The sequence below is a fragment of the Campylobacter sp. CNRCH_2015_0338h genome, from assembly GCF_025772785.1.
GTDB lineage: Bacteria > Campylobacterota > Campylobacteria > Campylobacterales > Campylobacteraceae > Campylobacter_D.
This window is the reverse complement of the sequence record NZ_JAKMST010000002.1, coordinates 1-15,105: the sequence shown is the minus strand read 5'-3', so window position 1 is coordinate 15,105 and position 15,105 is coordinate 1. Positions and strand designations below refer to the sequence as shown.

Genomic DNA, 15,105 nt, shown 5'->3' with positions numbered 1-15,105 from the left:
TAATCTGTATATAATCACAATATAAAAAAAGAAGCAGAGTTTTTTTAAATACCATTATATTGTTCTAATAATTTTCTAAAATAATATAGATTACTTTGAGTTAGATTATTTAGTGAATTTTTATCAATCTCACGCTGATCATTGCAAAAAACAGCGATATTACAAAAATACTTTTCAGCATTTTCTATACATCCATCTTTATTTAATATTTGAGAATATAAATCGTTAGTAGATGATTTAAAATTCTTACTATCGCTATATCCTAATTTTTTATAAAAATTTGTTTTGTTATTTTTACTATTATCTACAAAATGAAATCTAAGCCAATCTTCAAAATCATCAAGAGTAAGAAATAAATGTATATCTTTTGACTTTTTTATATGTTTTATAAGTTTTTCTAAAATTTTTAACTCATTAGTATCACTTTTTGCTCTATCTAGATCCATTACAATAATAAGTTTATCAATATAAGGTGCTTTTTCTATTTTATAAAGAATGTTTTTATATGAATTATTATTTTTTAAATTTTTTACATCTATTTTAACATTATCATAATTTAGATATTTAAAAAGGGAATTAAAATAATCTTCTTCTGTTTTACCTTCACACCAAATCTGTATACTGGGTTTTGTTTTTTTATTCATCATAAAGCCCTTTTAAATAATCAATATATGCTTTTTTATTTTCGCTTCTAATATCATAATCGTAGTAAGTTCTTATCTTACTCTCTAGGTATTGATCTTTTTGAATTAAAAATATTTGTTGTGAATTTAAAAAACTAACATCAAATAATAAAACATTATGAGATGAAACAATTAATTGTCCATTATGGTTTTCCTCTGTATTAATAAGATTGTTAAATATAAGTATTAGCGCCAAAGTGCTTATTGAAGAATCTAATTCATCAATAAAAACAATTTTTCCTTCCTTGATAATTTGGGTTATTTTATCTGCAAAATATACTATTTTTTTAATACCTTCTGATTCTATTTGATAATTAAATTTCTTTCCATTGCGAACAAAAAAGATTTCGTATATATTCTTTCCATCTTTTTCATACTTTTTAAACTCAAAATCTTTTATAGTTTTATCTAGCAATTGAAAAATTTCCAAAATACTTTCTTTGTGTTCTAAAAAATATTTCTTTTTATTTTCTTCAAATTCAAAATTATATTTTTTTGAATAATTACTATTCATATAAACTTCAATATTGTTTATAAGATTTACAAATATTTCTTTTTGCTCTATTTCAAAATCTTTTAATAAGTAAAATATATTTTCACTAAGATTTCTTGAAAAAAATGACTCTAATAGCTTATTATCTTCTTTACTGTAAATATTAAAAATAGCCTTATCATTCTCAAATTCATATATAATTTTATTATTTTTCAAAAAAGATTCTTTTAGGATATATTTTTTATCAAACTCTATCGAATATGTAAAAATATCTTTATTGTTATTAGATAACTCAATACTTAATTTTATAGAATTTGAATTTTCATTAAAGGCATTGTCTGTTAAATGCTCTCTTAGGGTATGAGAAAAGCCATATTTAATTATATTTAGTAAAATTTTTACGCCTATAAAAAAGTTAGTTTTTCCGCTAGTATTCTTTCCAAAAAAAACTGCTGATTTCATAGGTTTCCCAGCTTGTGATAAATTAAAATTATACTCATATTTTGTATTTTTCAACTTACTTTTTGGCTTTGCTGTAAAATCAACAATTTGTGTTTCTATTCCAAAAGAATATAGACCAGATATTTCTATTTTTCTTAACATAATATTTTCCTTTTGCGTTATTATAAAGCATTGATAGTTAATATAAACATAAAATATGTTTATGTTTAAAAATATATAGTTTTAAAGTCTGTTTTGATATTTTTATAATATTCACTAAAGAATTAAAGCTATAAAAATGAATTAATAAAAATACATTCTTAATCAAGGTAAAAAATAAACAACTTAGCAAATTTCAATATTGCACTCCATAGGCATATAAAATATTCGTATAAAACTAAATCCACAAAAATATATTTGCTCTTAATGATTTAAATGAAATATTCAATAAATATATTTTTAAATATTGTTAAGAATAAAATAAGTTATTATAAAGCCCTTTGAAATTAATATAATAATTATGGCTTCAAAGAAAACTAAAGCATAAAACTGTATAAGAAGATATCTCTATAAAGAAAACACTACTGATCTAATAAGCTTTCTAGTAGGTATAATATCCATTTATAATTACACAAAATAAAAATACAAAACTTTTATATTTATAAGTTACAAAGTTAATTTTTGATATATTCTTTATATTATTAGCTTAGGAGTTTTAATGAGTGCAAACGAAACTACTTTTGAAATCATCTTAGAAAAATTAAAAAAAGCAAATTTAAACACTAGATCGAAGGGATCTATGTTTGAAAAACTTTCAAAACATCTTTTAAAAGAAAAAGATACAGCAAATATTTATAAAAATATTTATCTTTGGGATGAATGGGATAAAAAAGATGGGCAAGATTGTGGTATTGATCTAATCATTCAAACAAAAGATGATGATTATATTGCAGTTCAATGTAAATTTTATGAAAATTCAAAAGTAGATTTTAAAGATTTAAGTACTTATTTTAGCAAGTTGCAAAGTGGAATAGGGGAGATTAAATTTAGTAAAGGCATTATTATAAGTACTAGCGATCTTACTCAAAACGCTAAAAAAGAGATGGAGCAAATTTTAAAAAACACACCTATAGAATTGATCACTTTAGAAGATTTTTTAAATTCAAACATAAGTTGGGATAAATTTGATCCAAATAATTCTTTAGAGCTGCCAATTACTGCAAAGAAAAAACCAAGAGAACATCAAATACAAGCCATAAATAACATAAAAGAATATTTTGCAAACAAAAATAATACAAGAGGCAAGCTTATCATGGCTTGTGGTACTGGGAAAACTTTTACTTCTTTAAAAATTATAGAAGAAATTACTCCTAAAAATTCCATTGTTTTATTTTTAGCTCCTAGTATAGCTTTAGTAGGGCAAACATTTAGAGAATATTGCAAAGAGAAAACTGATGATTTTGTTGCTTCTATTGTATGCTCAGATAGTAAATCAGGTAAAAGCATTGAAGATGATATAGATATTTTAGAATTGCCCATTCCTGCTTCTACTGATACACAAAGCATTAAAAAAGCTTACGATATAGCTAAAAAAGACAACAAAAGATTTATCATCTTTTCTACTTATCAAAGTGTTGAAAAAAATCATGCAAGCTCAAAAACAAAACGATCTAGATGAGATTGATCTAATCATTTGCGATGAAGCTCACAGAAGTGTAGGAAATTTATATTCAGGTAAGGAAAAAGATAAACTAAATACTTTTACTCTATGCCATAGTGATGAAAACATCAAAGCCAAAAAAAGAATTTACATGAGTGCTACTCCAAAGATTTATTCTAGTTCTCAAAAAAGCAAAGCTTTGGAAAGTGATAATGAAGTATTTTCTATGGATGATGAAGAAATTTTTGGAGATGAAATTTATAGTATTAATTTTAGAGAAGCAGTTGAAAAAGGCTTACTTACCGATTATAAAGTTATTATTTTAGCTATTAAACAAGAAGGTATTGCAAACATAGCAAATACAGCCATAGCAAAATTAAAAGATGAAAAAAATGTAGATGAAAAATATGTAGATATAGACTTTGTATCTAAAATCATAGGTACGCATAAAGGTTTAGCAAGAAATGATTTAGTTGCTCTTGATGAAAATAACCAAATAGATAATGACTTTTTAGAAGAAATGGATAGTAATATTTCAAGAAGAGTTATAAATTTTTGCAAAAGCATAAGAGATTCTAAAAATATAACCAATTCTTTTAAAATTATTATGCAATGCTATGATGAAGCATTAAAAAAAGATTCTTTTAAAAATCTTGATATAAACATAGATCATGTTGATGGAACTATGAACTCCAATATAAGATTAAACAAACTAAATAATCTCAATTCCCCAAAAGAAAATACTTGTAATATACTAAGCAATGCAAGATGTTTAAGTGAAGGTGTGGATGTACCTGCTTTAGATAGTGTAGTATTTTTTGATGGAAGAAATTCTATGGTAGATATAATCCAATCAGTAGGTAGAGTAATGAGAAAAGCTCCAAATAAAAAAACAGGTTATATCATACTGCCTTTAGCATTAAGCGAGAATGAGCTTTCAAATTTAGATGAGGCTATAAAAAATACCAATTTTTTAAATATATGGAATATCTTAAAAGCCCTAAGAAGTCACGATGATACCTTAGTAGATGAGGCTGTATTTAAAGAAAAGATCAAAATAGCTGTGGCTGATTATGTGGCAGATGAAAGCTCAAATAATACAGATAAAAACTACGAGCCAAGCTTGTTTGATAGCTTCACCTTAAGCGAACTTGCAAACACGATGTATAATGCCATACCAACTAAACTTGGTGATAAAGGTTATTGGCAAAGCTTTAGTGCAAAAACAGCTAAAATAGTAGAAAAATTAAACATTAGATTAAATGCTATTTTTAAAGATCATCCTGAAATTTTAGAAGAATTTTTAACTTCCTTAAAAGAAAACATTCACCCAAATATCAAAGAAGATGAAGCCATAGATATGATATGCTCTCACATTATAACTAAACCTATATTTGATGTTTTATTTGATAAGAATATGGATGATAATCCTATAGGAAAAGCTCTTGATGAAGTAAATAAAAAGTTAAATACCTTTGGTTTAGATGATGAAGAAACAAGATCTTTAAAAGCCTTTTATAAAAACGTAGAAGAAAATGTAAAATTGGCAAAAAGTCAAAAAAGCAAACAAGAACTCATTAAAAACTTATACGATACTTTCTTTAGATCAGCTTTTAAAAAACAAGCTGAAAAATTAGGTATAGTTTATACTCCTATACAAGTGGTTGATTTTATACTTCATTCTGTTAATGAGCTTTTAAAAAGACATTTTAATACAGATTTTAACGATGAAAATGTAAAAATCTTTGATCCATTCACTGGAACTGGAAGTTTTATCACAAGATTATTAAGTAAAGAAAATGACTTAATTAGCGATGAAAATTTCAAAAACAAATACGAAAAAGCAATTTTTGCTCAGGATATTATTTTACTTGCTTATTATATAGCGCTTATTAATATCACTCAAACGGGTAATGAAAGGATGAACTCTTTAGATAAATTTAAAAATATAGCCTTAGCTGATAGTCTTGATTATCTAGATAAAAAAACACAAGATAATGGCTTATTTGCTTTAGAATTTAAAGATTTAGAAGAAAATAAAAAGATCAAAGACTTAATAGCCAATGAAAAAATCAAAGTCATCATAGGCAATCCTCCTTATTCAACTGGAGCAAGTAGTGCAAATGATAATAATGCAAACATTTCTCATCCAAATTTAGAAAAACGCGTTAAAGAGACTTATGGCAATGAATCAAATGGTAAATTTGGTAATTCAACAAGGGATACGCTAATTCAAGCTATACGTATGGCAAGCGATAAAATACAAGATAACGGCATTATAGGTTTTGTGGTAAATGGAGGCTTTATAGATGCAACAAGTGCTGATGGCTTTAGAAAATGCGTAGCTAAAGAATTTAGCGATATTTATATTTTAAATTTAAGAGGAAATACAAGAACTTTTGGAGAAAAAGCTAAACAAGAAGGCGGACAGATATTTAGTTCTGGATCACGTGCAACAGTGGCTATAGTATTTTTCATAAAAGATACAAATGCTAAAACAAATAAAATTCATTATTATGATATAGGAGATTATCTAGATAGACAAACTAAGCTTGATAAATTAGATAATTTTAAAAGTATAATAAATGTGCCTTTTATAAATATAATCCCAAATGAAAAAGGCGATTGGATCAATCAAAGAAGAGATGATTTTGATAAATTAATGCCTTTAAAAAGCGATAAAAATGAATATGGAATTTTTGCTATAAATGCCACAGGCATAGTAACAAATCGTGATAGCTGGGCTTATAATTTTTCTAAAGAAAAGCTTGCAAATTCTATGCAAAAATGCATAGCTACTTATAATGAAGACTTAGCTAAATTTGATCACAAAGCATTTTTAGATAAAAATAAAAATATTAAAAAATCTGAACTTTATAAAGAGCTAAGCGATAATGATATAACCATAGATAATACTAAAATAGCTTGGACTAGAGCTTTAAAAAAAGATTTAATAAATAATGAAAAAATCAAAGATTTTAATCAAGAAAATATAAGAGAAATTTCTCATCGTCCCTTTACTAAAGAATATCTTTACTGGGATAAAACTTGGAATGAAGAACAATCTCAATTTTCAAAATTATTTCCTAAAAATACAGATGAGAATTTATTGATTTTAACAAGTTTAATGGCGACTAAAGAATTTTCATCTTTTATAGTAAATTCTATAACCGACTATCAAACTTTAGCCAACACTCAAGCTTTTCCGCTTTATTTTTATCAAGAAAATGGAAGTAAAGAATACGCTATAAGTGATTTTGCTTTAGATGAATTTAAAAAACAATTAAAAGATGAAACTATAAACAAAGAAGATATATTTTATTATATATATGCTATTTTAAATCACAAAGGCTATTTAGAAAAATACAAATTTGAACTTTCAAAAGAAGCTCCAAGAGTGCCTATAAGTAAAGATTTTAAAAACTTAAGCATTTTGGGTAAAAAGCTAGCCACTTTACATTTAAACTATGAAAATAATGAAATGTTTAAAGAAGTAGAATTTAAAGATGGAGTTTTGGCTGATACAGACAATGATGAGTTTTATAAAGTCACTAAGATGAAAAAACTAGGAAATGATATTTTTTATAATCAAAATATCACTATAAAAAATATACCAAATATTGCTTATGAATATAAAATCAATGGCAAAAGTGCGATTGATTGGATTATCGATCGCTATCAAATAAGCATAGATAAAAAAAGTTTAATAGAAAATAATCCAAATGATTATCAAGGTAGTAAATATATCTATGAACTTCTTTTAAAAATCATTGATTTATCTATAAAAAGCGTTGATTTGATAGATGAGATTAGTAAAATGAAGTGGGAGTGAAAATGCAAATAAATACAGGTTCTTCATTATGATTTTAGAAAATGAAATTTTTTCACACATGAAGATTTTCTTTAAAATATATTTTGAAGAAAATAAAAAAGGAAATTATCTTCCTGACAAGTTTAAATGTTTTGAAGAAGTTAAAAATATCGATGAGAAAATTTCAAATCTAAAAAAAGGATTAAAAAATAATAAAGACAAAAAAGTCAAAAAAGAAATAAGTAATTGTTATAGAAAAAAAATAGAAATTTTAAATAAATTATTTTGTGAAATACAAAATAAAATAGACAATGAAAAACTAAATATCCATATAGATGTTAAGAGTATAAAAGATAAAGATACTTATATTATAGATACTAAAAATGAAGCTTTATTTTTTGCGTTGAAATTTGCACAAAAAGATATACAAAGATCTTTTAAGGTTAAACAATCTGATAGAAATGCAATAATCGAACAAATTAAGTGTTTAATAGATGATGAAATTCCTAAATTTATTATAAGACTTGATATAAAAAATTTTTATGAAACTATACCGCATGATAAATTAAAAAAAATAATTAAAGAAAATTATATTTTAGAACCAACATCAAAAAAAATCATTTTTACTATATTAAAAGAATATAGTAAATTATCTAACAATCAAAATATCGGAATCCCTAGAGGAATAGGGATTAGTGCTTATTTATCTGAGCTTTATATGAGAAATTTTGATAAAAAAGTTAATAATTTAAAAGAAGTTGTATATTATGCAAGATATGTAGATGATATCATAATAATCAGCACTTCAAACATAGGAAACAAAATTAAAAAATTATTAAAAAATGAGACAGGATTATCTTTTCATGATAGCACAAGCCAAAAAAGAAAAATCATTGATACTTCAAAAAATAAACAGTTGCATTTTGATTTTCTCGGATATGCTTTTAAAAAAGAAAAAGAAAAATTATCAATTAGTTTAAGTAAAAATAAAATAAAAAAATATAAAAACAAAATAACTAAGACTATAGAATGTTACAACAAACAAAGTAAGCATGATGATACAAATGCTAGAAGAATGTTAAGAAAAAGATTAAAATATTTAACTGGTAATATAGCTTTAAAAGGCGTTAAGAAACATATATATACGGGCGTATTTTACTCAAATAGGCATATTAACAATATTAGTTGTTTTCAAAAATTAGATAATTTTTTAAAAAATGAATTAAAAAAAATAAAACCATATGAAAAACTAAATATTGATTTAAAAAATTTACAAAAGTTAAAAAATGAAATTAAAGAAAAATATTCTTTTGTAAAAAATTTTGAAAACAAAAAAAATTTTTCGTTTAAAAAGTAACAATGATTTAAAAAATATATCTTTGGCATGGAAAAATTAATATGAAATACAAAAAATACAAAATAAGATACAGAAAAGAAAGAGTTGTTTTATCAGAAATTTTACCTTATGAAGTTCCTATAATTTTCTCAAACAAAAATTTCTATAATTTTTTATTAAAAAATAAAACAAAAATTAATAATTATTTTGATAATTCCACAAATATTAAAAAGAATTTTAAAAAAATGTTAAACTTACTTTTTATAGATAGAGAATTTGATTATTATACCATACCTTTTCACTTTAAAATTCCACACAAAACAAATGAATATAGAAAATTATCAATCATACATCCGGCACATCAAATCAAAGTTATGAATTTTTATGATACTTATAAACAAGCTATTTTGTATTTTTCAAGTAAAAGTGAATTTTCCATCAGAAAACCCTATAAAGTTGCTAATTTATTTTATAATAAAAATGATTTTACGAATACAAAAAACATAGATGACGAATTAAATAACAGTATAGAAATAAAACATCATAAAGAAAAATATTTTAAAAGTTTTTTTGCTTATAAAAATATAGTCGTATATACATGTTTTACGAATCATATGAGTATCAAAAAAACGAGAAATTATTTAAAAAATTATATAAATTTGATATAAGCAAGTGTTTTGATAGCATATATACACACTCTATCGCTTGGGTTGTTTATGATAAAAAAATAATAAAGGATAATTTAGGTAGTAAAACCAAAAACACATTTGTTGATAAATTTGATAGATTAATGCAAAATATGAATTACAAAGAAACAAATGGTATTTTAATAGGATCTGAATTTTCTCGTATCTTTGCAGAATTAATTTTACAAAAAATAGATAAAGCAGTTTTAAATAAATTAACTGAAAATAAAATATTACATAAAAAAGATTATGCAATATTTAGATACGTAGATGATTATTTTCTTTTTTATAATGAAGATGATGTAAAAAATTTGATAATCCAAACTTTTAATAATGAGTTGCAAAAATATAAGTTTTATCTAAATGAATCTAAAATGGAAGAATTTACTAAACCTTTTGTTACTAATATAACAATAGCTAAGAAAAAAATAAAAGATTTATTAAAAGAATTTGATTTCGATAGCAACAATAAATACACAATAGATTCAAAAGATATAATTGTTAATTTTAAAGCAATTTTAAAAGAAAATGAAATTAAATATAATGATATTTTAAATTACACTTTAGCAATAATTGATAAAAAAATAGATTTTATCAATAAAGATATAAATAAATATATAATTATTGAAAATATTATAAATAATCTTAACGAAATTAAAGCCGAATTAATTTTAGTAAAATTGAAAAAAAATTTAAATAATATTAAGAAAAATAAAATAAAAAACATACAAAAAGATATTGAAAATATAATGCAAACTATTGATATTCATATACAAAATTTAAAAATAAAAAAAGAGCTTAAATTTGATAAAGAAGACCTTGCTAAAAATATTAACAATTATAAAAAAACTATCAAAGATTTAAAAGATAGTATTTATGAAGACAAAGAAATCACTAAATACATTAATAATAGCTTAGATGAACTTAGTGCGTTAAAAGATTTTTTTGAAATGTATATAGATATGAAAGATAGTTTTAAAAAAACGATTAATGAAGTTGATGAACTTTTTTCTTTTAATGAAAATGGTGAATTTGATAATATAAAATCTATAATTAAAAATAACTGCTTGAAAATAAAAGATAAACTTTTTATTCATTTGAAAGAAATGTTAAAATTTGTTTTTTTTATATATTCAGAATCAGACAAAACTTCTGCTACGGTTAAATTATCTTTAATTCTTGCTAAATTAATTAACTTTATGAATCATAATTATTTTGATAAATATTTAAAAAACAAACTTTATAAACTTATTTTTGATGAAATTCATCATTTGCTAAAAAAGAAATAAAAGTAGAAAATATTCACACAATCAAAATTTATATTTATTAATTAACTTAAAAGAGATAAAAAACTATAAAAAACTTAATTTTAATATTTTAGAAACAATTTTCTTAAGTGAAGAAATGAATTATTTTGATATTGTAGTATTATTATACTATATAGAGAATGATCCTGAATTTAAAGAGATAAAAAAACAAATCAAAGACAAAATTATTGATAAATATAAAGATTTTAATAACAAAAATACAGAATTAACATTATTAAGTATGGATATTCTTGCTTGTCCTTTTCTTGATAAAGATTTTAAAGTAAAAATTTTAGAAAATTATAAAATTAATGAAGAGAATATACAAAATTATATTATAAATTTTTCCATGGAACAAAAATTTTGGTTTGTAAAATGGAAAAATGTTAATATATTAAAGGAGCTCGAAGAAAAGAAATCTTACGAAGTTTACTAATCTTATAGTATAATTTAACATATGCATTCACAGATAAATTTTAACACACACATATGCGAAATAAACTATCTGTGGTTTATTTTATAAGCCTAAGAGATTTTACTTTTCTTAGGTTTATTTTGTGATTGATTTAATAAATAATTATTTTTGTAAATTATTGCTATAATATACAACCGTCACGGCAAGTAAGATCCGTTCGAGCTTGCCAAAATTACACAAATAATAACTAAACACCACTTCCTTAACATAACCCAACAAAACAAGCTCATAAATCGATTTTAATTATTCAATGCTAGATTGATATTGCTTTATAGTAGATTTTTGATTTTAAGCTTATTTTTGTTTATATTTGGCGGTATTTAATTGCAATAAAATCTTTATAATATTTTCAAAGTCTTTAACATCTTCATTTAATAAAGCACATTTATTGCTTAATATGGCATATTTATAAGCATTGATAATATCTAAATCAGGATATTTTTCTTGTAAGCTTTTTATTTTGCTTGATTGTTTTACTCTAGCGAGTTTTGATTTATAGAGATTTTTATATTTATCATAAAGTGAAGAGCTAATGCCAATTAAAGCACCTTCATTTTTAGTTTCTTTAAAGACTCTTAAGACGAATTTGATACAGCCATTTTTTCTGTTAATGCGTCTTGTATCATAAGGATTTTTTAAAGAATATTTAGTGCAATTTACTACCCAAGTGTGAATTATTTTTTCTAATCTATCACTTTTGTTTTGCGTAGGAGCTTCATCTAGTTTTATCTCATCTTTAGAATTATCAGCAGATACAGTTTTTTTGAAAAATATATTTTTAAACACAGAATAACTTGCCTTTTTTAACAAAAATTTATAATATTTTATCATACAAAAATTACAAAATCATAACATTTTCATTTTTTAAAAAAACACAGCAAATCTCAAAAAAATCTCAAAAAAATACTAAAGGTAACGAAAACATATAATATATACTTACGAAGTAATGTATAGGTGTACGATTATTTTTTACAAAAATGACAAATTTTATAAAAATCTATAAAAAATACTCTAAAAATTTATCAAAATATACGAAATATATACTTTTTAAGCTAAAGGTAACGAAAATGATATATCTACATAAGTACGGAGTAGTGAATTATTTTTATATTGCGGAAAAATATACGAAATATATACTTTTTTATATTAAAGGTAACGAAAATGATATATCTACATAAGTATGGAGTAGTGATTATCTTAAAATGGGCTATTTTTTATAAATTTTATCTATAAAACTCCAAAAATAAAGCTTTAAAATACAGCTTAAAATTTCCATTTTACTAAACTTTTTATCAAAACAAAAAAAAGGTAAGATTTTTTGAAAAAATTAACTTGTATTTTTTGGAGATTTGTTTCATAACTCTTTAAAAAAATGAAGATATATTTTAAGAAAAAATGAGAGTATTTTTAAGCTAGCGATCCAACTAAAATAAATTTTATTTTTATAAAAAATAAAAAAGATAAAATCAGATTAATTTTTATTTTAATATCAATCATGATCACCTCCTTATAAATTAATAAAATATAAAAAAGATCATAGCTTAAGCTAATCGCTAGCTTAAAAATACTAAGTGATATAATTTTATAATAATTTTAAATTAAAATATTTTTTATATTTTTGATAAAAAGATTAAGATGTATATAAAATAATATTTGCTTAATCCTAAAAGCAAAAAACCGAAAAAGCCGAGAAACCATTATTTTACCAATACTAATAATTATAAAATTTCATATGTTTTAATGGTTTAACTAATTTTAAAGCCTTATGAATAAAATAAATAAATTATAATGTATTTAGTTTATACTGTCTTCTTTTAATAAAAAAAGAAATAGAGAATGAATTAGCAATTGAATATAAAAAAGTAAAATGTATTTTTTATTTTATTCTTTTTTTAAATATTTTTATAAAAGTCAATTTCTTTTTTAGATTATAATGATAAATTATATTATTTTAATATGGAGTGTTAAGAATTAATTTTTGAGAAAAAAACCGCTACCAAAACCGCTCCCTGAGTTTTTTAAAAAAATTAAAAAACACTTTGAAAAGTAATGGTGCCCGAGGTCGCCATGTAATTTACCAACCAAATCCCTAAATATCCATACTTTAATGAAATATTTTTCATTTGCACATACTTTTGCACATACTTTGTATTTTATTGTAAAAATGTGTAAAAAAGTGATATTGTTTTGCTAAATAGGTGATATATTAAAATTTTTAGAGTGTGAATTTCAAGGAAAGAATATTGTGGATTTAAATTCTAACAAAGAAAAATACTGCCTGACTAATGAAGAGTAAGTGTTTAAATATATTCAAGAAACAATTTCAAAAATAGAATATTTGCTATTATATGAATTGCTAAAGTAGGTTAAATCTTATTTTAAAGATTTAACTCCTGATATAATTTTAGCTATTTCCTCAATAGAGAATAATACATAACGAGATATACCCATAGATTGTATTTTACCTTTTCTTCTTAGATTATCAATAGTTCCTGAAGAAACACCTAATACTTCAGCAAATTCTTTTTTACTTAAAGTCATTTTTTTATACTTCTCAAACAAAAATTCTTTTGTTTCTAAATAGTTTTCATTCATGCTGATTCTCCTTTTTTTGACAATCAATCATGTGTTTATTATAACACTATTTTTATGCTAGTAAGAATTATTCTATAACTTAATACTCTTATATGCTTTTAAAATCAAATTTATAAAATATACTTAATATAAATAAGTCTAAAACTAAACTTTGTTTTTTACAGTATATATACTTAATTTAAATCTTAGCCACCCTTCATCTTCCATTAAACATTCCATATATTATTTTACCTATTACCTAATTTATAAAAACACATAAACTATAATTAAATATATTTTTTTAATAAGTTATTTTAAGATTATAACAACTATTATCAAATTTATATAAAAACACTATATTATAATTATTTAAATAGTATAATAAGATATTTATACTCTTTATTTATTACTATATATAAGCTTAGTATTTATACTTTATATACCAAATATAATAAATACAATTTATATTCTTATATAAATACTATTTTTTCATATCTACACATATATTAAACAATATAATAAAGTATAAATATAAAAGATATAAAAGTCTATTTATCCATTGTCTTAAAAAAGTAAATAAAAGTAATTTTTTGTTTTATGTAAATAATAATAAATCTATATGTATTTTTTTAATAAAAAATAAAAGTAATTTTGATTATAGTTTATAAATAATTATTATATTTGATAGTTTTTTGGCTATTTTTCAATATTTTTATAACTTTTTTATCACTTTTGTATTTTTTGTGTTATCATATTCTCATCACAGATAAAAATTAAATGTAGGTTATGGGGGGGGGGGATATGAAAAAAACATTTTTACTTGTTTTACTCATTCACACTTTTCTTTTTTCTCAAATAATGATTTTAAAAAATCAAGATAAAATCATTATAGACAACAATCAAACTCTTGCGGTTAATAGCTTAAGTCAGGCTAAAGATCATAACAATATTGATCTAAAAGTTAAAAAGCTATTAGAAGAAAAACCAAAGAAAGATTCTAATCTTAGTAAAGAAGATGAAGAATTATCTAATAAGGTTATTAATGTTATTCAAACTATTGGTGATGCTTATAATGCAGAAGATAGTAAAGAAAGAGAGGAAATCGTTAGAGATTTAGCAGGTAATTATTTAAGCTTGCAAGCTAATACTTTAATTCAAGAATATTTACATGCTCTTAATCACTCCATTAATAGTGAGTTTAGCTTAAACTACAAAAATACACTAGATGGAAAAGCTAGAGTGCTTATACCTTTTACAGATAAAGATAACCCAAAAATATCTTATTTTTTACAAAGCGGTATAGGTGGATATGATAATAATAGAATCATAGGTCATTTTGGTGGTGGTATAAGATATTATCCTAATGCATTAGCATTAAATAATTCAGGAAATATCATGCTAGGATTAAACTTAGTTTATGATCATGATTTTAGTAGAGAGCATAAAAGAATGTCTTTGGGCTTTGAAAGTATGATTGATACATTAGCTTTTCATGCTAATATTTATCAAAGACTAAGTGATTGGATTAATAGTTATGATTTTAAAAATACTAATAATGAGCTAACTTTCTTAGAACGCCCTGCTAATGGTTGGGATATGGGTATTAAATATGCTTTTCCTTCTATGAGCAATGTAGCTA

General features: G+C 22.7%; 9 protein-coding genes and 1 pseudogene. 6 read left to right on the top strand and 4 right to left on the bottom strand.

Features of this window, described 5'->3' with window-relative positions:
- Nucleotides 1-44: 44 nt before the first annotated feature.
- On the bottom strand, nt 45-644 hold the full coding sequence (locus tag L8X30_RS01380) for an RloB domain-containing protein (protein ID WP_263664961.1): 600 nt from the start codon (nt 642-644) through the stop codon (nt 45-47).
- Nucleotides 637-1,779: an AAA family ATPase gene (locus tag L8X30_RS01375; RefSeq protein WP_263678608.1), complete on the bottom strand. Its 1,143-nt coding sequence runs from the start codon at nt 1,777-1,779 to the stop codon at nt 637-639. The genes L8X30_RS01380 and L8X30_RS01375 overlap by 8 nt, the downstream gene beginning before the upstream one ends.
- 556 nt (nt 1,780-2,335) lie before the next feature.
- On the opposite strand from L8X30_RS01375, the pseudogene L8X30_RS01370 reads away from it, so the two are divergent.
- From L8X30_RS01370 to L8X30_RS01350, 5 genes and pseudogenes are all read left to right on the top strand, one after another.
- Nucleotides 2,336-7,109, top strand: a pseudogene (locus tag L8X30_RS01370) (type ISP restriction/modification enzyme).
- Nucleotides 7,110-7,137: 28 nt separating this feature from the next.
- Nucleotides 7,138-8,445 (top strand): antiviral reverse transcriptase Drt3a, encoded by a 1,308-nt coding sequence (gene drt3a, locus L8X30_RS01365; protein WP_263678607.1) that lies wholly within the window; start codon nt 7,138-7,140, stop codon nt 8,443-8,445.
- A gap of 41 nt (nt 8,446-8,486) precedes the next feature.
- Nucleotides 8,487-9,092: a hypothetical protein gene (locus L8X30_RS01360; protein WP_263678606.1), complete on the top strand. Its 606-nt coding sequence runs from the start codon at nt 8,487-8,489 to the stop codon at nt 9,090-9,092.
- The gene (locus tag L8X30_RS01355; protein ID WP_263678605.1) at nt 9,023-10,399 is read left to right on the top strand and encodes an RNA-directed DNA polymerase; all 1,377 of its coding nucleotides are present in this window, start codon (nt 9,023-9,025) and stop codon (nt 10,397-10,399) included. The genes L8X30_RS01360 and L8X30_RS01355 overlap by 70 nt, the downstream gene beginning before the upstream one ends.
- Nucleotides 10,400-10,514: 115 nt before the next feature.
- A complete protein-coding gene (locus L8X30_RS01350) occupies nt 10,515-10,853 on the top strand; it encodes a hypothetical protein (protein ID WP_263678604.1) in 339 nt (112 codons plus the stop codon).
- 333 nt (nt 10,854-11,186) lie between these two features.
- Here L8X30_RS01350 and L8X30_RS01345 read toward each other — a convergent pair whose 3' ends face one another.
- Together L8X30_RS01345 and L8X30_RS01340 are read right to left on the bottom strand one after the other, a co-directional pair.
- Nucleotides 11,187-11,678 carry a hypothetical protein gene (locus L8X30_RS01345; protein ID WP_263678603.1) on the bottom strand — a complete coding sequence of 164 codons (492 nt, stop codon included), beginning with the start codon at nt 11,676-11,678 and terminating at the stop codon, nt 11,187-11,189.
- Between the two features lie 1,587 nt (nt 11,679-13,265).
- Entirely contained in the window at nt 13,266-13,487 is a 222-nt protein-coding gene (locus L8X30_RS01340) for a helix-turn-helix domain-containing protein (protein ID WP_167931678.1), read from the bottom strand.
- 780 nt (nt 13,488-14,267) lie between these two features.
- Between L8X30_RS01340 and L8X30_RS01335 the strand changes: the two genes are divergently transcribed.
- The coding region (locus L8X30_RS01335; RefSeq protein ID WP_263678602.1) for an inverse autotransporter beta domain-containing protein at nt 14,268-15,105 on the top strand (838 nt) is incomplete at its 3' end.